Source organism: Rhodococcus sp. NPDC059968 (genome assembly GCF_042738615.1).
Classification (GTDB): domain Bacteria; phylum Actinomycetota; class Actinomycetes; order Mycobacteriales; family Mycobacteriaceae; genus Rhodococcus_F.
The window spans coordinates 57,031-77,474 of the sequence record NZ_JBHWUE010000024.1 but is presented as its reverse complement, the minus strand read 5'-3'; the positions used below and the strand labels follow the sequence as shown (position 1 = coordinate 77,474).

18 protein-coding genes are annotated in these 20,444 nt (G+C 66.4%); 14 read left to right on the top strand and 4 right to left on the bottom strand.

Translation table 11 applies throughout. From position 1 onward, the window contains the following. Positions 1–36 precede the first annotated feature (36 nt). On the bottom strand, positions 37–951 hold the full coding sequence (locus tag ACFWAY_RS20695; protein ID WP_378511912.1) for a LysR family transcriptional regulator: 915 nt from the start codon (positions 949–951) through the stop codon (positions 37–39). A 138-nt stretch (positions 952–1,089) separates the two neighbouring features. Here ACFWAY_RS20695 and ACFWAY_RS20690 point away from each other — a divergent pair, with 138 nt between their 5' ends. From ACFWAY_RS20690 to ACFWAY_RS20630, 13 genes are all read left to right on the top strand, one after another. After that, the gene (locus tag ACFWAY_RS20690; protein ID WP_378511911.1) at positions 1,090–2,289 is read left to right on the top strand and encodes an ATP-grasp domain-containing protein; all 1,200 of its coding nucleotides are present in this window, start codon (positions 1,090–1,092) and stop codon (positions 2,287–2,289) included. Continuing rightward, positions 2,286–3,191, top strand: a complete 906-nt coding sequence (locus tag ACFWAY_RS20685; protein ID WP_378511910.1) for a CoA-binding protein — start codon at positions 2,286–2,288, stop codon at positions 3,189–3,191. Before ACFWAY_RS20690 ends, ACFWAY_RS20685 begins: the two co-directional genes overlap by 4 nt. Before the next feature lie 30 nt (positions 3,192–3,221). Further along, positions 3,222–4,844: an acyl-CoA carboxylase subunit beta gene (locus ACFWAY_RS20680; RefSeq protein ID WP_378511909.1), complete on the top strand. Its 1,623-nt coding sequence runs from the start codon at positions 3,222–3,224 to the stop codon at positions 4,842–4,844. Between the two features lie 40 nt (positions 4,845–4,884). Next, a complete protein-coding gene (locus tag ACFWAY_RS20675; RefSeq protein WP_378511908.1) occupies positions 4,885–5,406 on the top strand; it encodes an acetyl-CoA carboxylase biotin carboxyl carrier protein in 522 nt (173 codons plus the stop codon). Next, positions 5,403–6,833 (top strand): acetyl-CoA carboxylase biotin carboxylase subunit, encoded by a 1,431-nt coding sequence (accC, locus tag ACFWAY_RS20670; RefSeq protein WP_378511907.1) that lies wholly within the window; start codon positions 5,403–5,405, stop codon positions 6,831–6,833. Before ACFWAY_RS20675 ends, accC begins: the two co-directional genes overlap by 4 nt. Then, on the top strand, positions 6,830–8,260 hold the full coding sequence (locus ACFWAY_RS20665; protein ID WP_378511906.1) for a hypothetical protein: 1,431 nt from the start codon (positions 6,830–6,832) through the stop codon (positions 8,258–8,260). The genes accC and ACFWAY_RS20665 overlap by 4 nt, the downstream gene beginning before the upstream one ends. A gap of 6 nt (positions 8,261–8,266) precedes the next feature. Then, entirely contained in the window at positions 8,267–9,763 is a 1,497-nt protein-coding gene (locus ACFWAY_RS20660) for a pyruvate carboxylase (RefSeq protein ID WP_378511905.1), read from the top strand. Then, entirely contained in the window at positions 9,756–10,181 is a 426-nt protein-coding gene (locus tag ACFWAY_RS20655; protein ID WP_378511904.1) for a Zn-ribbon domain-containing OB-fold protein, read from the top strand. Before ACFWAY_RS20660 ends, ACFWAY_RS20655 begins: the two co-directional genes overlap by 8 nt. Next, entirely contained in the window at positions 10,178–11,722 is a 1,545-nt protein-coding gene (locus tag ACFWAY_RS20650) for a class I adenylate-forming enzyme family protein (RefSeq protein ID WP_378511903.1), read from the top strand. Before ACFWAY_RS20655 ends, ACFWAY_RS20650 begins: the two co-directional genes overlap by 4 nt. A 3-nt stretch (positions 11,723–11,725) precedes the next feature. Beyond that, positions 11,726–12,898 (top strand): hypothetical protein, encoded by a 1,173-nt coding sequence (locus tag ACFWAY_RS20645; protein WP_378511902.1) that lies wholly within the window; start codon positions 11,726–11,728, stop codon positions 12,896–12,898. A 91-nt stretch (positions 12,899–12,989) separates the two neighbouring features. Beyond that, complete coding sequence (locus ACFWAY_RS20640) at positions 12,990–14,393, top strand: MFS transporter (protein ID WP_378511901.1); 1,404 nt, start codon at positions 12,990–12,992, stop codon at positions 14,391–14,393. 175 nt (positions 14,394–14,568) lie between these two features. Next, entirely contained in the window at positions 14,569–15,117 is a 549-nt protein-coding gene (locus ACFWAY_RS20635; RefSeq protein ID WP_378511900.1) for a YncE family protein, read from the top strand. A 3-nt stretch (positions 15,118–15,120) separates the two neighbouring features. Then, positions 15,121–15,267, top strand: a complete 147-nt coding sequence (locus tag ACFWAY_RS20630) for a YncE family protein (RefSeq protein ID WP_378511899.1) — start codon at positions 15,121–15,123, stop codon at positions 15,265–15,267. A gap of 31 nt (positions 15,268–15,298) precedes the next feature. Here the strand turns inward: ACFWAY_RS20630 and ACFWAY_RS20625 are convergent, their stop codons facing one another. Next, positions 15,299–17,044: a PEP-utilizing enzyme gene (locus tag ACFWAY_RS20625; RefSeq protein WP_378511898.1), complete on the bottom strand. Its 1,746-nt coding sequence runs from the start codon at positions 17,042–17,044 to the stop codon at positions 15,299–15,301. A 262-nt stretch (positions 17,045–17,306) separates the two neighbouring features. On the opposite strand from ACFWAY_RS20625, the gene surE reads away from it, so the two are divergent. Beyond that, positions 17,307–18,086, top strand: coding sequence for a 5'/3'-nucleotidase SurE (surE, locus tag ACFWAY_RS20620; RefSeq protein ID WP_378511897.1), 780 nt, complete (start codon positions 17,307–17,309; stop codon positions 18,084–18,086). Between the two features lie 88 nt (positions 18,087–18,174). On the opposite strand, the gene ACFWAY_RS20615 is transcribed toward surE, so the two are convergent. Beyond that, positions 18,175–18,807 carry a MarR family transcriptional regulator gene (locus ACFWAY_RS20615; RefSeq protein WP_378511896.1) on the bottom strand — a complete coding sequence of 211 codons (633 nt, stop codon included), beginning with the start codon at positions 18,805–18,807 and terminating at the stop codon, positions 18,175–18,177. A gap of 47 nt (positions 18,808–18,854) precedes the next feature. Continuing rightward, entirely contained in the window at positions 18,855–20,360 is a 1,506-nt protein-coding gene (locus ACFWAY_RS20610; RefSeq protein ID WP_378511895.1) for an AMP-binding protein, read from the bottom strand. Between the last annotated feature and the right edge of the window lie 84 nt (positions 20,361–20,444).

Below are 20,444 nucleotides of genomic sequence, written 5' to 3'. Positions count from 1 at the left end.
AGCCACTGCATGATCCGCCGGCGATGGCGCGATCAGTTACCTGATGATCGGGTGGTCACGGGACCAGTCTGCGCTGACCTCGCGCAATGCCTGGATGAGCTTGCGGACCGCCGGTGCCGGCTGAGTATCCGACCGCCTGATCATGCAGACGGTCAGCTGAGGTGGATCCCAATCCGTTGCAGGAGTGACAACTTCGTCGGCGCAGTGGTCGCGGAGTGTATGCCGGGGCAGCATGGCGATACCCACTCGGGCCGCGACCATGAGCAGGCTCGTGTGCGGGTTCGTCGTCTCGTAGACGATGTCCTGTGCCGGCGGTGCGAATGCGGTGTCCACCAACTCCCGCAGGGCGAAACCATGCGCGGACACCACCCAGGACTGGCCGGCCAGGTCCTGAATTCCCACTGTCAACTTGTCGGCCAGGGGATGTCGCCGGGACACGCACAGCACGACCTCATCAGAGATCAGATCGGTTGCGGTGAGGCTTGCGTCGGAGGCCGGGTCATTGGCCCTCACGACGAGCCCGAGGTCGAGTTCGCCGTTCGTCACGCTGTCGCGTACACCCTGGGAGCCGGATTCCCACACCGAGAATCGCACGTTGGGGAATGAGTTCCGGTAGAGCGGGACCACTCTCGGTAGAAGTATCTGGCTGGCTGTGGTGACTGCGCCCAGGCGCACGCTGCCGCTGCGCAGTCCGTTGATCAGCCCCGCCTCCTCTCGAAGTGCGCGATCGGCCTGCAACACCTGTCGAATGTGCGGTAGCAGAATCCGCGCCTCCGCGCTGGGGAGAACCCCGTTGGCGCGACGGATCAAGAGGACGACGTTGAGGTCCTCCTCGAGGCGACGGATCTGCTGGCTGAGAGTCGGCTGCCCGATGCCCACCTCCTGAGCGGCCTTGCGCAGCGAACCGAGGCGGATCGCGGCCTCCAGATAGCGCATCTGCTCCGACCTCATGCCGCGACCCTAGACCCGAGTGATCGATGATGGCAATCACCCTGGTCGCTTGCGCTCACTTCCGTGAATCAGTTACCCGGATCACACTGAGAAACGAAATCGAGAGGCCCGGGGAGGGCCCCAAAGGAAGGAGACGCGATGCCCCGCGCCACTGAGAGCGCTGCGATGCCATGGCTGCGCCGGGTCGGCCTTGCGACGCCCGAGTTGGTCGTCGTGACGGATGAGCACGACCTTGCGCCGGACGGGCCGGCGTTCGGCCCGCCATGGGTTGTGAAGCCGGACATCGCCGGCAGCGGCAAGGGCCTCGCCGGCCTGGTGCACATCTGCAGGTCCCGGGCCGAGCTGTCCTCCGCCGTCGCCGCAACTCTTCGGAGCGGCGCGCCCGCGGTGGTGGAGGAATTCGTCGAGGGCGAGGAGTGCTACCTCTCCATTGCCCTGGACGAGTCAACCCGTGGCGCTGTCGTGCGGGCCGCCGCCACCGGTGGGGTCGGATTCGATGCGCACCAGGCGGCTGCCGTGACGGTCGGCCTGGCGGAAGGCCCCGACGACCACATGGTCGCAGACCTGCTCGACCGGGCTGCCGTGCCGGACCCTCGGCTGCGCAGCGCGATCGGTGATGCGCTGCAGATTCTCTGGACCGCCTTCTGCAGTGCGGAGGCCGTCCTCGTCGAGGTCAACCCGTTTCGCTGGGACGGTCGGCGACTCGTCGGAGTCGGTGTGGCGGTCGAATTCGACCCTCACGGTCATCCCGACGCCCAGGCACTGCGCCCGTCGGCACTGGTCGATCCCGACCCCGTCGTGGACCGCGCACCCACCCCGCGTGAGCTGGCAGTCCGCGCGGCCGACGCCGCCGAACCGAACAGGGCAGGCATCAAGTTCTTCGAGTTGGACGGCGACGTCGCCTGCATGATCACCGGCGGCGGTGCGGGGCTTCTCGCCCTGGATTACCTGACCGACCTCGGTATCCGTCCCGCGTGCTACCTCGACGCATCGCCGGGTGCCGGTAGCGCGAAGCTGCAGACTCTGTTCAGTTCGGCGCTCTCGGTCCCAGGGCTTCGCGGGGTGCTGTTCGGCGGCGCCGTGCTGAGTCTCGCCGATGCCCGCGATGTGGCGGTCGAGTTCGCTGCTGCCGCGGATCGGGCCGGATTCGACTCGACACGGGTGCCGACCGTCGTCCGGCTGGCCGGCCCACACGAAGCGGAGGCGCACGCCGTCCTCCGTCAGCATCTGCCCGGAGCTCTCGTCCTGGATCGCGCCGCCTCACTCGAAGACGCATGTGACCTACTGCTGACCGCCATGGAGCAGTCATCGCAGGAACTGGAAGGACTCGTTCGATGATTCGTGAACTACTCGAAGCCCCTTCAGGTCTTCTCGTGCAAGGCATCACCGGCAGGCAGGGGCAGCTGGAAACGCGGTGGATGCTCGATTCCGGAGTCGACGTGGCCGCCGGGATCACGCCCGGCAAGGGTGGTTCCGCGGTGCACGGCGTGCCGGTCTTCGACACCGTGGCCGAGGCAGTTGCGGCGACAGACTCCCGGGTCGCGATGAGCTACGCGCCGCCGCACGCCGCCGCGGATGCGGTCGTCGAAGCCGCGCAGGCGGGCATCGAACTGATCGTGGTCAGCTCGGAGAATATCCCGCAGCATCGCTGGCTCCGGGCGCTCGAGGTCGCGCGAGAGCACCACTGCCACGTCATCGGACCGAACTCCCAAGGCGTCGTCGTCCCCGGCGTGGGCCGAATCGGCTGCCCCGGCGGCAACGAACCGTGGCAGCGGTTCACGCCCGGCTCGGTGGGCATCGTCTCTCGCAGCGGCGGCATGGCCTCCGAACTGGCGATGCTGGTGCGCAACTGGGGATGGGGAACCAGCGTGCAGATGTCCATCGGCGGCACGCCCGCGGTCGGGACCACGCTCACCGAGGGCGTCGAACTCGCCGCGAGTGACCCGCACACCCGCGCTGTGGTGGTGTTCGGCGAACCGTCCGGTGGCCAGGAAGTCGACCTGGCAGTCGCGGTGGCAGACGGACGAATCGACGTGCCGGTCATCGCGATGGTCGCCGGGCGTGCCGGCGATTCCCTCCCGACGACGCTGCCGTTCGGTCACGCGCCGCGCAGCGCCGACGGTGCCACCGTGCAGGAAAAGTGCGCAGCGCTCGCCGACGCAGGCGTCCTCGTGGCCCGCTCCACCCACCACGTGCGCGCCCACCTCGCGGACGTACTGCCGGCCGCGGCGCTTCGCTGACCGCCATCCCTGACAGAAGGAAATCTCGTCATGACCCAGATCGAATCCGGAGCGGCGGCCCCGGTCCTGACCGTCGGCACCAGCGCAGCGGACAGCACCGGCCGGCCGTGGTTCGAAGCGGAAATCGCCAAGCGCCGTGAGTTCGCTCTGGAGATGGGCGGCCCGGACAAGATCGAACGCCAACACGCGCGCGGCCGACTGACGGCGCGCGAACGCATCGAACGGCTCGTCGACGAAGGATCGTGGCGCGAGATCGGCATGATGACCGGATCGGCCCGCTACGACGAACGCGGGCAGCTGATCTCGGTCGAGCCGTCGAATGTCGTATGCGGGCAGGCGAAGATCGACGGTCGGGACGTCATCGTCGTAGCCGAGGACTTCACCGTCCGAGGGGGATCTTCGGAAGCGACCAACCCCGAAAAATGGCAGTACGTCGAGCGTTTGGCATTGACGTACCGTTGGCCGGTGATCCGGCTGGTCGAGACCGCCGGCGGCAGTGTCAACCTCCTCGAGCAGATGTCCGCCACCAAGATTCCCGGGTACCCGCACTGGCCGATGGTAGAGTTGCTGGCCACAGTTCCCGTCGTCGGCGTCGCGCTCGGCGCGGCGGCAGGCCTCGGCGCGGTCCGGGTGTGCGCGAGTCACCTGTCGATCATGACCGCCGAGGGTTCCTGCCTGTTCGCGGGTGGACCCGCTGTCGTGAAGAAGGCGGTGGGCGAGGACGTCACCAACGCCGAGCTCGGCGGCTCGGGTGTGCATGCGCGTGCATCGGGTGTCGTCGACAACGAGGCCGCCGACGAATTCGAGGCACTCGACGACGTCGTTCGATTTCTGTCGTACCTTCCGTCGAGCGTTCACGAGCTCCCTCCGGCGAGGGCGTGCGCCGATCCGGTCGATCGTCGAGACGAGGCCCTGTCCACGACGATCCCGGAAATCAAGCAGTATTCGTACGACATGCGCAAGCTGTTGGCCTCGGTCTTCGACGACGGCAGCCTGTTCGAGATCGGACGGTACTTCGGACAATCTCAGATCACGATGCTCGCCCGTCTCGACGGTCACACCGTGGCGGTCCTCGCGAACGATCCCATGTGGCTCGGTGGATCCTTGACCGTCGATTCCGCCGAGAAGATCACCAGATTCGTCGATATGGCCGACACCTTCCATCTACCGGTGGTGAACCTGATCGACCAGCCCGGAACCTTTGTCGGCAGCGCCGCCGAGCAGAAGGGCACCCTGCGCAAGGGCATCAGGACGGCCATGGCCCTCGAGCAGGCTCGCGTCCCCTGGCTCTCGCTGTTCGTGCGTCGGGCCTACGGACTGGCCGGCGCCGCCTACGGCCCGATAGGTGGTGGCAGCATCAATCGTCGTCTCGCCTGGCCGACAGCGCATTGGGGATCTATCCCCATCGAGGGCGGCGTCGAGGCCGCCTACCGGCGCACTCTGGCCGAAAGTGATGACCCGGATGCGCTCCGGGCTGAACTCTACGCGCGGTTCCAGCCCGTGGAGAACCCGTTCCGAACCGCGGAAAGGTTCGGAATCCAGGACGTCATCGATCCCCGCGATACCCGTCCGATGCTGTGTGAATGGGTACGTCAGGCCTACCGAATCCTGCCCGCACAGCTCGGCACGACCGCACGCACCATGCGGGCCTGACCGACACCTCATCGCGAACGCTACTTACGAGGAGCAGACCATGAATCTCCAACACGCAGACGTCCGACGCATCCTTGAACTACTGGACACCGCAGAGCATCTCGATTCGCTGGACCTCCGGATCGGCGACGTCGTCCTGCAGGCGCGAAAGCCGGGGGCCGCACCGATGAGTGCGCTGCCGGTCGAAGCCCTCGCGCCGACGACCGCCACCGCGGCCCCGGCCCCATCCGTGACGCCGGAGCCCGCGCCGACCGCTGCCCCGGTCACCGTGAGGAGCCCGGCACTCTCCGAAGTCCCGGATCGGATGATCGCCATCCGGGCACCCATGCCGGGCACCTTCTTCCGGACGCCGGCACCGACTCAGCCGCCGTTCGTGGAAGAGGGTCAGCAGATCGAGGCATCCGCGACGCTCTGCCTGATCGAGGTGATGAAGATGTTCAACTCGGTCGGGGCACCGGCAGCGGGCCGGGTTCATTCGATCCTCGTCGAGCACGGTCAGGCCGTCGAGCACGAGCAGATCCTGATGATCGTCGATCCCACCGAGGCGGAGGCCGCAGCATGACCGGCGACATCCCAGTCGTTCGGCACGACATCCGGAGAGTGTTCGTCGCGAATCGCGGCGAGATCGCGGTCCGCATCATCCGGGCGTGCCGTCGGCTCGGCATCGAGACCGTGGTCGGGGTCTCCGACGCGGACGTCGACAGCCTGGCCGCGCGGATGGCCGACGAGGTCGTCGTCCTCGGCCCGCCGCAGCCGACCTACAGCTACCTCCGCGCGGACCTGCTGATCCGGGCGGCGAAGCGGACCCGTTGCGACGCGGTCCATCCCGGCTACGGATTCCTGTCCGAACGAGCGGCGTTCGCCCGTGCCTGCGGCGACGCCGACCTGATCTTCATCGGCCCGACACCGGAGTCGATCGAGAGCATGGGCGACAAGATCACGGCGGTGGGCCTGGCATCGGAGGCAGGGGTTCCGTGTGTGCCCGGCTCGGGGGCGGTGTCCGATCCGGACGAGGCTCTGGCGATTGCCACGGAGATCGGGTTTCCAGTGCTGATCAAGGCGACTGCGGGTGGCGGGGGCCGCGGCATGCGGGTCGTGGGGTCGGCGGCGGAGGTTCCGGACGCGTTCAGGTCCGCGTCGTCGGAGGCCCAATCGGCCTTCGGCGATCCCACCCTGTACGTCGAGAAGTTCATCGAACGCGCTCGGCACATCGAGATCCAGGTCATCGGTGATCAGTTCGGCAACGTCGTGCATCTCGGTGAACGAGAGTGTTCGACGCAGCGGCGGCATCAGAAGCTGATCGAGGAGGCGCCCTCGCCGGTGCTCGGGACGAACGAACGGGCAGCAATGGGTGAGAGCGCGGTCCGTCTCGCCCGCAACGTGGACTACGTCGGTGCGGGCACCGTCGAATTCGTGGTCGACGACCGCGACAACAGCTACTACTTCCTGGAGATGAACACCCGCATCCAGGTCGAGCATCCCGTCACCGAGATGATCAGTGGGCGCGATCTGGTGGCCGAGCAGATTCGTATCGCGTCCGGGCTGCCGCTGTCCTTCACCCAGGACGACATTGTCCTGCACGGCCACGCCATCGAATGCCGTATCAACGCCGAAGACCCCGATCGCGGCTTCTTCCCCAGCCCCGGGACGGTCTCGGAGTGGGTACCACCGAGTGGGCAGGGTGTTCGGGTCGACACCCACTGCTACTCGGGATATACGGTCTCGCCGTACTACGACTCACTTCTCGCGAAGATCATCGTGCACGCCCCCACCCGAGCCGAGGCGATCGAGAAGATGAGTACCGCCCTGTCCGAGTTGACGGTCAACGGTCCGACGACCACCGCGCCGTTCCACCATTCGGTGCTCGCTCACCCCGACTTCGCCGAGGGAGCGGTCACCACGAGATGGGTGGAAGACGTCTTTCTCCCGTCGCGTAACCAGGAGCCCCGAATTCGTCAGTCCCTCACCGAGGCGGGAGCATCGGCATGAGCAGCCACCGGCTCACCTTCACCGACACCAGCCTGACCGACGGCCAGACCGCGGTATGGGCAGGTGCACTGGATAATCGGATGGTCCTCGTCCCCGCCGCCGCGCTGTCGTCCAGTGGCCTCGCTGCGGTCGAGGTGCTGAGCCCGGCAGTCCTGAACGGATGCATGGCCCGCGACGAACACCCGCTGCAGCGGGTGGAACTCGCCCACCGGCACTACGGTCCCGTTCCGCTGCGGGCCACCGTCAACCTGCTGACCGAGCATGGGCGGGCGGGTGCCGACGTCCTCGGCCCCGCGGCGATCGACGGCTGGCTGACGGCACTGGCAGCAGCGGGCCTGCGGCAGGTGGTTCTGCTGGATCCGCTGCTGGACCTGGTCCGCCTCAAGGCTGCTCTCGAATCTGCCGCCGCGGCGGGACTCACCGCCATTGCTGCGCTTCCCTATACAGCCGACGACGGCGTGTCCGACGAAACCTATGCGGAGCGCGCGGCGTCTCTCGTCGCTGCCGGCGCCGACCGGGTCATGCTGCGAGACGAGGGCGGAGTCCTGACACCGGACCGGGTGCACACCCTCGTCCCGGCACTGGTGTCGGCCCTCGGTGACACTCCACTCGACCTCCACACCCGATGCCACACCGCACTCGGGACCGTCGTCGCCATCGAGGCCGGCCGGCTCGGCGTCCGCGGCATCGACACCGCATTGCCCTCGGTCGCCAACGGCGCCTCCCTTCCGTCGCTTCCGTCCTTGATCCGCGTCCTGCGCCGCGAGGACTATCAGGATCTGCCCGACCTCGACGCTCTGCTGTCCGCCGATGCGATCCTCGCCGGGATCGCCGATCAGGAAGGCTTTCCCGCGACAACCCCGTGGCCATTCGATCTGGCGACGTACGTCCATCAGCTGCCGGGCGAGGTAGCGGCCGACGTTCGGAGCGCACTGCGTGCGAGCGGACGTTGGGCAGACCTGCACGAGTTTGCCGCCGAATGCGCGGCAGTGCGCCGTGAGATGGGCTCGCCGCCGATGGTGGCCCCCTTCGCCCGAGCGATCGCCGAGCAGGCGATGTGTCACTTCGGCGGGGAGCAGAGATACGACAGCCTCCGGCCGGTTCTGCGCAGGTTGCTGCAGGGCGTGTACGGCACGGTGGACGGTGACCAACGCGTCGACCTCCAGGCGCGGGTCGGCTCGGTGCTGAGGTCCGAATCCAACTCCCCGACAGTCGAAGCGGATCTTGCTGCCGATGAGGATGTACTGCTCGCGTGGATAGCGGGAGTCACGGTGGCGACCGTCCCGCGGAGAGCGGACGTGCAGCCGTACAAGGCATTGGCACCGTACGAAAGTCTCACCCGTGGATTGCTCGAGCGTGCCGGTCGCTACGCCACTCTGACAGTGTGCGCGCCCGGTCTTCGCATCCATCTGCAACAGGAAGGGTGAATCCCCTTGCTCACCAACCTTCGTCACCTCGTCGAGGCCGAATTCACCCGGACGGGTAAACGCCGGACGATCGCCCTCACCGACGGCACGCTACGGGATGCGCATCAGTGCCTGTGGGCGACCCGGATGCGCACCGAACACATGCTGCCCATCGCGAGCAAGATCGCCGGCGCGGGCTTCGGTTCCGTCGAGGCCATCGCGATGGTCGGCTTCGACGCGGGAGTCCTGTTCCTGAATCAGGACCCGTTCGAACGGGTGCGGCTGCTCGGAGATCGGATCACGACGGTTCCGCTACGCGCGGCCGTCCGCAGCAACCTGCTTCACGGCTTCTACCCGCAACCGGCCGACATCAACGAGCTGTTCATCGAGCGGATGTTCGTCAACGGCATCCGTGACTTCGCGGTCCTCGACTCACTGCACTCGTGGGACAATGTGGCGCCCGGGATCCGCATCGCGAAGCGGCTCGGCGCGAAGGTCACGATTGCTCTCGTGTTCAACCTCGCACCGGGTTACGACGACGATTTCTACGTCCGGCAGGCACGGGAGGTCATCGACCGGTTCGGCGTGGACACGATCTGTCTTGCCGACGCGGGCGGCAGCCTGACCGTCGAACGCACCCGGACGCTGGTACCGGCGCTGCGCGCGGCGATCGGCGACACCCGGCTGGAGCTGAACACGCACTGTTTGACCGGGATGGGTCCGCAGGTCGCGCTCGAAGCGGCCGTGTACGGAGCGGATCAAATCCTGACCGCCGTCGATCCGCTGGCCAACGGCAACTCGTTGCCGTCGGCTCAGATGATGGCCCGGGATCTGCGCGCCCTGGGGTTCGACGTCGATGTCGACGACCGATCACTCGACGAGGTCGGGGACTACCTGGGCAAGCTCGCCGCGCAACTGGACTACCCCGTCGGAGTCCCCGCGGAGTACGACCCGGCAAATTACCAGACGCAGTACGCCGGTGGCGCCATGACGAATCTCGAGGCTCAGCTGAAGGCCGCCGGAATTGCCGACAAACTGCCGACGGTGATCGAGGAGATCGGGCGGGTTCGCGAGGAATTGGGTTCCCCGGTCATGGCTACGCCATTCCCGGCCATCGTCGCCGCCCAGGCCGTCATGAACGTCCTGAACCCCGAGCGCTACGCCGTGGTTCCGGTCGAAGTGAAGAAGTACGTGTGCGGATACTTCGGTGCGCTGCCGCTGCCCGTCGACGACAACGTCAAGGACCTCGTGATGAACAACGGGTCGCGCGACATATCCGAGACACCGCCACAACTCGACCCGATCCTGCCGGAACTGCGCAGGCGGTACGGACACCTGTCGCCGGATGAGATGATCCTGCGGTACATGTACGGCGACCAGAAGATCGACGCACTCGTCCCGGTCGAGGACACCTTCTCCGTCCAGCAGTCGATCGTGGAACTGGTGGCCGGCCTCGGACGGATGCGGAGCAAGCACAACGTGCGCCTGGTGGCCCCCGGAGTCGAACTGCGGGCCAATGGCTGACACCCCGGTACGACCGGAACCCCGGCCCACCGCCGAGACCGCGCCGTACTGGGATGCGGCCCGGGAGGAACGCCTGGTGGTCCAACGTTGCGAGCAGTGCGGGCGTCATCAGTTCTACCCCCGCGCCTTTTGCACCGCCTGCCTCTCCGAGAACCTCGAATGGGTGGACTCGGAGGGAGCGGGGAGCATTTACACGTTCACGGTCTGCCGGGTTCCGGCCAATCCGTCGATGGCGGACAAGGTTCCCTATGCCGTGGCCGTCATCGAACTCGACGAGGGTGTGCGCTTGCTGACCAACATCGTGGACTGCCCGATCGATCGCATCCGCGTCGGTGCCCGCGTCGAAGTGCGCTTCGAACGGATCAGCGCCGAAACGATCCTTCCCCAATTCACTCTGACAGAGGTGGACGACCGATGATCACCGACTACTTCGACACGGGTGCCGCCCGGTACCCGGAGCGAACGTTTCTCCAGTCCGACACACTGCGACTCAGCTACCGGGACGTCGTGGTCGCCTCACACGCGATTGCGCACGGACTGACCCGGGAAGGACTGGCGACCAGCAGGATCGGAATCCTGTCCCCCAACCATCCCGACGGCTTCGTCGCGATGCTCGGCATCCTGCGCGCGGGCGCCACCTATGTACCGCTCAACGCCCGCGATCAGATCGAGGACCTGATCTGGTTCATGCGATTCACGAAGATGTCGGCGTTGGTGTACCACGAGCAGTACCTCCCCCACATCGAGCGGATCCGGGCCGAAGTACCCACGCTCACAGCCTGTATCGCGTTCGGCGAGCACACTGCGCTCGGGCTCAGCACCGAGGCCTGGAATCGAGAGCACAGCGGACAGACCTGCAACACCCGACGAGACCTCGACGACATTGCGCTGATCAAGTCGTCCGGAGGCACCACCGGCCGACCGAAGGCCATCATGCAGAGCCACCGCTGTCTGCTCGCCGCCTACCGGATCGCCAACCAGTTCACCTCACCCGCAAAGGATCCGGTGCACCTGGTGGTTGCACCGCTGACCCACGCTGCGGGGGCGACGGCAATGGGGCTCTCGGCCTTCGGCACCCGCAATGTGATCGCGCCGTCGACCGATCCCGCGACAGTCCTCGAACTGATCGAGCGAGAGCACGTCACGCACCTGTTCCTACCGCCGACGATGATCTACCGGATCCTGGCGCATCCCGATGCCCAAACACGCGATTGTTCCTCCCTCGAGTACGTCATCTACGGCGCCGCACCCATGTCCGTCGACAAGCTCGAGGAAGGACTGAAGCTGTGGGGTCAGGTCTTCGTCCAGTTCTACGGTCAGTCCGAGGCACCGGGTGTGATCACGTGCCTGTCTCGGCAGGATCACTACCTCCGCGACTATCCCGCGGGTGTGAAGCACCTTGCGTCGGCAGGCCGGCCGACCGGGGCTTGTGAGGTGGCGCTGATGGATGAGGGCGGCAACTTCGTCCCGGCCGGTGAGCGCGGGGAAATCGTCGTCCGAGGTGAGCTGGTCTGTCCCGGGTACCTCGACAATCCCGAGGCCAATGCCGAAGCTCACCGCTTCGGCTGGCACCACACCGGGGACATCGGGGTCTTCGACGAGAGTGGATACCTCTATGTCGTCGATCGGACGAAAGACGTGGTGATCTCCGGCGGTTTCAACATCTACCCCAGCGAGATCGAGCAGCTGATCTGGTCGCATCCCGCCGTGCAGGATTGTGCGGTCGTCGGTGTGCCCGACGAGGACTGGGGTGAGCGGCTCACCGCGGTGATCGAACTGAAGTCGGAGTCCGAGGCGACCGCCGAGAACATAATGGAGATGTGCCGCAACCGGTTCGGCAGCATGAAGACGCCCAAGAGGGTCGAGTTCTGGGAGTCGTTACCGCGCAGCGCGGTCGGTAAGGTCCTCAAAAAGGATGTCCGCGCCAAGATCATCGCCGCACACCTGCGGGCGGACTGAGAGATGGCGGACAACAAAGCACTAGCGGGGCGGTATGCCATCGTCGGGGTCGGCGAGGCCGGTTTGGGCAAGGCACCGGTAGGTGCCACGGCGCTGTCGCTGCAATGCCGCGCCGCCCGCCTGGCGATGCTCGAGGCCGGGCTCGGCCCGGCCGACGTCGACGGGGTCTTCGCTCACTGGGACGACCGCGCGAACGCACTGCTCGTGTCGGAGTACCTGGACATTCACCCACGGTACGTCGACAACACGGTGGTCGGCGGCCAGTCCAACATCACCCACCTGGTTCATGCGATGGCGGCGATCGAGACAGGCCTGTGCGAGGTCGCCCTCGTCACCTACGGCAGCACCCAGCATCTGGACAAGAGTCGCGCGCGGGGAGGCATCGTCCAGGACCCGCGCTCACCGATGGGCCAGTTCGCGACGCCGTACGGAATGCTCAATCCGGTCGGGTACTACGCCATGCTGGCCCAGCTGTACTCGAGCCGTTTCGGCTGCCTGCCAGAGCATCTCGGGGAGGTAGCCCTCGCCGCTCGCCGGTGGGCGCAGCTCAATCCGAACGCGGCACGCCGGGAACCCCTGACCATGGAGGACTATCTCGCGTCACCGGTCATTGCCGACCCACTCCGCAAGCTCGACATCTGCCAGATCAACGACGGCGCCGGCGCCATGATCCTGACGAGTGCGGGGCGTGCCGCCGATCTGGCGCAGAAACCGGTGTCGATTCGAGGTTTCGGTGATACCTATCGACATCATATGACCCCGCTCGGCACCGAGGACTGGCTCGACAACGGAGCGCTACGCGAGATCGCCGACGACGCACTGACGATGGCGCGGCTCGACCGCCAGGACATCGACATCGTACAGATCTACGACGCATTCACCATCAACGTGCTCGTCGCGCTCGAAGGGCTGGGGTTCTGTGAACCAGGTGGTGCCGGCACATTCGTCGGCGGCGGGCGAATAGCGCCCGGCGGGACATTTCCGCTGAACACCTCCGGCGGAGGACTCTCCTTCAATCATTCCGGTCAGTTCGGTATGCAGCTGATGATCGAGGCTGTCCGTCAGCTGCGCGGCGAATGCGCCGCACGCCAGGTCCCGGATGCGCGTACCTGTCTCGTACAGGCCGGAGGAATGGTCATGTCCGCGTACATGGTGATGATCCTCGGCACCGAATGACCCATCACTGAATCTGTGCCCAGGTCCGCGTCTGTCGACCGGTGCCGGTCGCGGACTTCGTCGACCCCGAATACACCCAAGGAGGTTCGTCATGGACAAAACCACTGCGGTGCCAGATGTCCTGGTGACTGCCAACCTGCTGTCGCGTCTCGACCGGCTGCCGATGACGCGGACAGCTCTGCTGACAACCATTCTCGTGACCGTCATCTGGGTCGCCGAAGGATTCGAAACGGGGGTCATCGGCCCGATCTTGCTGCTCGTCAAGGAGCCCTGGGGTCTGACGGCTCAGGGAACCGCTCAGCTCGGGATCGCGTCCACCGGCGGCATCATCGTGGGCGCAGCCCTCGCCGGCCGCATCATCGACCGATACGGCCGTAAAAGTGTGCTGCTCTGGGGCGTTTCGCTGTTCTCGCTGTTCTCGGCACTGTGCGCAGTGTCGGCAGACGTCGGGTGGATCATGGCGATGCGTGTTCTCGGTGGACTCGCGTTGGGTGCGGTCTTTCCCATTCCATACCTCATGCTCTCCGAACTGCTCGGTACCCGATCCCGCGCCAGAATGATCGCGGCGGCGTCTGCGGTGCTCGCGCTGAGCTATCTGGTTCCGCAGGCGGCAGCCCTCATCATGGTCGGTCATCTGCCGGTCGATCTGGCCTGGCGCATCCTGTTCCTCCTCGGTGGCCTGCCGATCCTCGCGGTGCCGCTGATCTATCGGAATCTGCCCGAAAGCCCTCGGTGGCTGTTGCTGAAGGGTCGCGGAGGCGAAGCGCGGGCACTGGTCGAGCAGTTGGAACGCGAGGCCGGGTACAGGCACGAGGATGAGCTCGTGCACCCCGAGGTTGCGGCCGTCGTGCGGACCGAGTACGAGGCCGGCATCGAACGGGGCAGCGGGACAACCGAACTGTTTCGCAGGCCACTGCTCGGGAGATTCTTGCTGTGCCTGCTGATCTGCGCCGGTGCCAGCGCGGGCGCCTATGTGCTCTTGGTCTACGCCTCGGTCATGTACGCGGATATGGGGATGACAACCCGGGGAGCGTTGGTCACGACCATCGGAATCATCATTTCCGGCGCAGTGGGGGCAATCGCGGTGGGACAGTTCGCCGACAGGCTCGGCCGCAAGAAGACCTTCCTCCTCTACAGCGTCGGCGCCATCTTCGGATTCAGTACGCTCGCACTGTCTCAGAACATTGCACTCGCTGTCACATGCGGGCTTGTCAGCGCGTTCTTCTGCACAGGCTTGGTGCCCTTCACCAAACTGTTCACCTCCGAGCAATTCCCCACCCATGCGAGGGGAACCGCCGCCGGATTCGTCGAATCCGCGAGCAGATGCTTCGGTGGAGTCCTCGTCGTCGCGTCGATTCCCTTCCTGCAGACGACGCTGGGATCGAGTGCACCGTTCTGGCTCATCTGTGCGATCTTCCTTGTGTGCCTGGGACCCGTCATGCTCGGTGCTCGTGAAACCCGAGGTATGAGCATCGACCAAGCAGGAGCCGCGTGAGTTCCATCCTCGCTTCGACGAAGGGGCCGGTCGACCCAACTCGGACATTCCGCACCGCTGACGGTGACAGAATGGCGAATACGGGTGATCCGAGTCGACGGGAGACGTCGTGGACGGAATGGTCGGCGTTCATAGGCGACGTAGGACGCGAACGCCCGGGATTGCCGTGGCCGCGATGATCCTCACCGTGGCGGCATGCGGGCAGTCGCGAAGCGACTCCGCCGTCGACGACGCCCCGGTGGGGAATCCCACGGTCACCGCTACGGTGAGTGTCGGAGAAGGGCCACTCCTCGATGTGACGGTGGATCCGTCCACCGGGACCACCTACGTCACCAGCAGCCGCGACGACTTGTTGTCGATGATCGCCGCCGACGGCGGCATCAGCGCCATCGAGGTGGGTCGGGCGCCGGCTGGGGTAGCGATGGATCCGTCAACCCACACCGCGTACGTGACGAGCCTGGCCGAGGGCGCGGTGTCGGTGGTCGACATCGCATCCCGGGTCGTCACGGCCACGATCCCCGTCGGTGCCGCGCCCCAGGGCATCGACGGGGATCCGTCGACCCACACTCTCTACGTCGCCAACGTCGACGACGGTTCAGTGTCCGTCATCGACACCGAAACCCGCACCGTCTCCGCCACCGTCGAGGTCGGGAACCGGCCCGGGGGAATGGGCGTCGATCCGTCGACCCATGCGCTGTACGTCGCGACGACCGGGCTGAACTGATCGGTGTCGGTGATCGATGCCGAAACCCATACCGTCACAGATACGATCACGGCCGGCGGGAGTCCTCACGACGTGGCAGTGGATCCCTCGACCCGGACGGCGTTCGTCCCGAACGCAGACGACGGTACGGTGTCGGTGATCGAGCGGTAGCGGTGTCAGCTCCCCCACGCAATCAGCGTCGTCAGTTCGCGGCCTCGATGACCGTGACGGTGCCGGTGGTGCCGTCGACCTCGACGAGGGCTCCGTCGGGGATCTTCTTGGTGGCATCGGTGGCGGAGACGATGCAGGGGATCCCGATTTCCCGGCTGACGATCGCGGCGTGGGAGAACGGGGCTCCGACGTCGACGACCACGGCAGAAGCGGCGACGAACAGCGGCGTCCAGGACGGGTCGGTGATCGGGGCGATGAGGATCTCCCCGGGCTCGAGCGCGGAGGGGTCGTCCGCGGTGGTGAGGACCCGTGCGCGGCCGCGGGCGATGCCGGTGCAGCCGGACACTCCGACGATCGAGTCACCGGCTGTGAGGGCCGCGCCGGCGCCACTGGAGCGGCGTTCCCAGTTCTCCAGGGCCGGAACCTCTTCGGACACGACAAACGGCGGCTTGACGTCGAAGAGTTCGAGATAGCTCTTCTCCCGCTCGCGCACGATGTCGGTGAACGCGGCGGGATCGGTCAGGTAGTCGTCGAGTTCGTCGGCGAACAGCATGAAGCTCTGTTCGACGCTGTCGAGGGCCCCGGCCGCCACTCCGCGGCGCCCGAGCTCCCGTGCCGGGAGACGGATTTCGTGGATCACCATGGCGGCGGTGGTGCGACCGCGTTCGCGGCCGCGCAGCCAGAGCGCTGCCGCATTGAGCGTCGCCTCGAACTGGGCGGAGGTCTCCGGGTCTTCGGCCAGAAGTTCCCGAATCGCCGCGGCCGCAGCTTCACGTTCCTGGGAGCGGGTGACGCCCTTGCCGTCCGGGGCCTCGCCGTCGCCGACCTGGCGCATCCGGTCGATGGTGGCCAGCGCCAGGGCCGGCTTCACTCCCCACGTCTGGGCGCGGATCTCCCATTCGGCGGGACCGCGGAAGTCCCAGTCGGACAAGAACACATCGAGATCGTGACGGAACGCGACGACGGCGGCATCGGTGCTCGCCGACAGTCGCGAGTACAGATCGGTGCTGCCTGCGTCGAACAGGGCGGCCACGGCGGGGGCCTGGGCCGAGCGGCTCAGGGTCCACATCCGCTTGGAGGGTCCGGTGGAGTCGACGTCGCCGATGCCGCCGACGAGGGTCAACGCGAGTTCCGGCCGTCCGACTGCCGCGGCGATCTGGGCGACCGCACCCAGCCCCACACCGGATTTCAGGCTCGCTTCGATGTGGCGCTTGAACAGCGGCCGCAGGATGTAGTCGAACGACGTGATGCGCTCGCGCAACTGCTGATCCGTCAGTGTGGTCATGTCCGGACGGTCGGCTCGGATGCGCTCGACATCCTGCCGGTCGGCGTCGTACTCGGACAGGTCGGTGGCACCGATGACCTCTTCGACGAGCCAGGCTCCGGCGCGGGCCTCGAATTCCGGGTTCTCGTCGAAGTCGCGCTTCTCGCTCTCGTAGCTGGGGATGCCGGGCATGTCGCCGAAATACTGCAGGTCGACCGCTTCGGGCGACATGCCCGGAATGCGCACACCGAAGAGGCGCATCAACGACATGTTGATGTACAGGTAGCTGCCGAAGGCGGGGAGGATGTTCTTCTCGACGGTCGCGTCGTAGAGGTCGTGATCCCAGACCTTGCAGTCGACGAAGGCGTCACGCCAGCCGGGTTCGAGATTGTGCTGGAATCCCGCCGAGGCGTTCAGCGGGCTGATCGGATCGGGAAAGATCTCCCCGACGTTCGCTCGCGAGTACAGGGGAAACACCTTCGACACGGTGTCGTTGATGGGCCACTCAGCCATGTGATGCCTTCTTTCAGGACAGGAGTGCGTAATACCGGTCTGCGCCGGGAGCGATGTCTACGCCGCTTCGTTTAGCGACTGTAAGTTCACATTCTTATGTGAGTGGCATCACGTTGTCAAGGGTTGACGGGGTCGTTTGCTGCAGCGAGTTCGGGAGATCCGGCTCCCCCTATGGACAGAAGTGTGAATGCTAAGTCACAATCGTTCGATACGAGGTTTGCTGGCGTCTGTCGTGGAGGTCGGCCGGAAGGAGAGCGCTCGCATGCGCATTTTGGTGACCAACGACGACGGGATCGACGCACCCGGGCTTCACGCACTGGCGACGGCACTGCTGGCAGAGGGATACGACATCACGATCGCGGCTCCGGCCGAGGAGTGCAGTGGCAGCGGTTCATCCCTGGGCACCCTCGAGCACGGCGCGGCGATCGCGTACGAGCATCGCCGGTTCGAGCACCTTCCCGGGGTGGAGGCGATCAGCTTCGACGCCCCGCCGGCCTTCGCCGTGTTCTCCGCGTGCGCGGGGGTCTTCGGACCTGCCCCCGATCTCGTCGTCAGTGGTATCAATCCCGGCCACAACACCGGTCGCATGGTCTTGAACTCGAGCACGGTGGCCGCGGCGTTGACCGCATCGACGCTCGGAGTCCGCGGGCTCGCCGTCAGTTGCGGGTTTCCGCCGGAGCACCGCTTCGATACGGCGAGCAGGGTCGCCGTCGACGTCACGCGGTGGATGATCGCGCACAGTGCCCCGCGGACGGTGCTGAACGTCAACGTTCCGGACGTCGACCTGACCGCCCTGGAGGGTGCGCGCATCGCGCCACTCGCCCCGCGTGGACTGCTCGGGTTGACGTTCGAGAAGAGCCCCGACACCGTGCGACTGCTGCGCTACGCCAACACCGAACGCCTCGGTACCGGCACCGATTCGGCGCTGGTGCGCGACGGCTACGTGGCGATCAGCGCGTTGCAGGCCGTCGTCAGTGCGCCGGAGGACCTCGACGTCGCCGCGTACGTCGAAACTCGCCTGCCGCTCGCCGCCGATCGGTAGACACGCCGATCGGGGGACGCATCGATCGCAAGACACGAATAAGGGAGTGGCCGGTCGCGTACCGGCCACTCCCTTGTTCGTCGGTCGGTCAGCCCTCGTCGGCCGCGCCCCGGGTGCGACCGGAGCTGAGGATGAGATCCTCGTGCAATTCCATCCAGATGTCGTGGTAGCTGTCGTACATCGGCCGGGCGAACGCCGCATTGTCGCCGGAGCGAATACGGTCGAGTGCGGCGGTGAGCCGGGGCAGATATCGCGCGAAACGCGGCAGGGCTTCGGCCAGGTCCTGCAGCGGTGGCCGGAGTTCGGCGTCCGTCGCCGCGAGCTGGTCGACGACCTCCTCGTCGTAGGCGGGGTCGGAGTGGTCGTTCGGGGTGTCGTCGCTGCGCATCTGCCAACGCCGGCACACCTGCTTGAACTCCGAGTTGACCGGCAGGAAGCGTTCGTAGAAGGCGTTCAATGCGCCGGAGCCGCCGGCGGTGCCGGCGTCGGAGGCGAGGACGCGCAGATGTTCGGCCTTGCCCGCGGGGGTCAGCATCGATCCCGCCATCCGGCCTTCTCTGCGTACGACGAAACCCTGCTCGACGAGCGGGTCGACCACCGCCGGAAGGTCCTCGACCGCGACGCCGGACAGCGCGCTGAGCACGCCGTCACCGGCCAGGCCCTTCACGCGCAGGGAGTGCAGGACGTCGAAGACGAGCTGGTCTTGCTGGGTGTGAACCATGATCTGGCTCCTGTTCGATTCGGTCGGCGAAAAGGGTCGTGCACCGGTTACGAGCCGGCGAGATAGGGCGAGCGCAGTGCCTTCTTGTTGAGTTTGCCCGTCGGAAGTCGAGGGAGGCGCTCGACGAAGTCGATCGATCGCGGTGCCTTGTAGGTGGCGAGTGTTGCCCGGCAGTGATCGATGAGTCGGGTTTCCGTGGTCTCGGCCGTCGAAATGCCCTCGCGCAGTTCGACCATGGCCTTGACCTGCTCGCCGAATTCGGGGTCGGGAATCCCGAACACGGCCGCGTCGACGACGTCCGGGTGGCGTAGCAGGGCTGCCTCGATCTCCTCGGGGTAGATGTTGACCCCGCCGGAGATGATCATGAAGCTCTCGCGCCCGACGAGGTACAGGAACCCGTCCTCGTCGAGATAGCCCCGGTCGCCCATGCTTTTCCAGCGGGTGGCGGCGGCGTCGCCGGAGTTCACGTACACGCTCGACACCGGCGGCTCGAACCACACCTTGCCGATCTCGCCGGCCGGCTGCGGTGTTCCCTCGTCGTCCGTGATGTGCACAGTTGTGCCACCGAGGGGCCTGCCCACCGATCCGGGGTGATCGGCGGATTCGGCGGCGGAGACGTAGGTGTGCCCGTATCCCTCGGAGGCGCCGTAGTACTCGTGCAGGATCGGCCCCCACCACTGGTTGATCTGTTCCTTGACCTCCGCGGGGCACGGCGCGCCGGAGGTGAAGGCGGTGGTGTGCGTCGGCGACAGCGTGATGGACTCGCGGTCCGGCAGCCGGAGAATCCGCAGCAACATGGTCGGCACCCACTGCGAATGGGTGACGTCGTGGGCGTCGATCGCGGCCATCGCCGCCGCGGCGTCGAAGCGTTCCATACATACGACCGTGCCGCCCGCGGCCATCGTCATGAGCTGAAACGTGAACGGTGCCGCGTGGTAGTTCGGGGCGGGCGAGAGGAGCACGGTGTCCGAGTCGATGCCCAGTTCTGCGGCGAGCCCGGCGTGGCGGGAGGGTGCATCGGCGGGGTGGATGTCGAGCAGTTTCTGCCGGAACGCCTTCGGTCTGCCTGTCGTGCCACCGCTGTAGAGGACGCGGGCACCGAACCGCTCGTCGGCGATCGGTGTCGTCGGGTGGGGTGCGATCGCCGCGGCGAGGTGTTCGAACCGGGTGCCGGGGTCCGTGCACAGGATCACCGCGGGGCGACCGGCCGGGAGTGCCTCGGCAACCGTCTCGGCCAGCAACTCGCTGGTCACCACTGCGTCCGGCGACGCTTCCTCGAGGAGGGCGGCGAGTTCGGCGGCGCCGAGGTGCCAATTCACTGGTGTGACATACAGGCCCGAGCGCATGCCCGCCGCGACGATCACGGGCCAATCGATCCGGTTCTCCAGCACCAGCACGATCGAGTCGCCAGGCGACACACCCCGGCTGCGCAGCAGATGGGCGAGTTGGTTGGACTGCTCGTCGAGCTGGCGGTAGGTGAGCGAGGCGCCTGAACCGGCCATCACGAACGCGCGGGAATCGGGGTGCTCGGCGGCGATTGCGGGTGGGTACACAAGACCTCTTTTTGTGAATGGTTAGTCACTATCAAGGTCAGGCTACAAGCGAATCGGCTCATCGTACAAGGGGTGTTTGCAAAA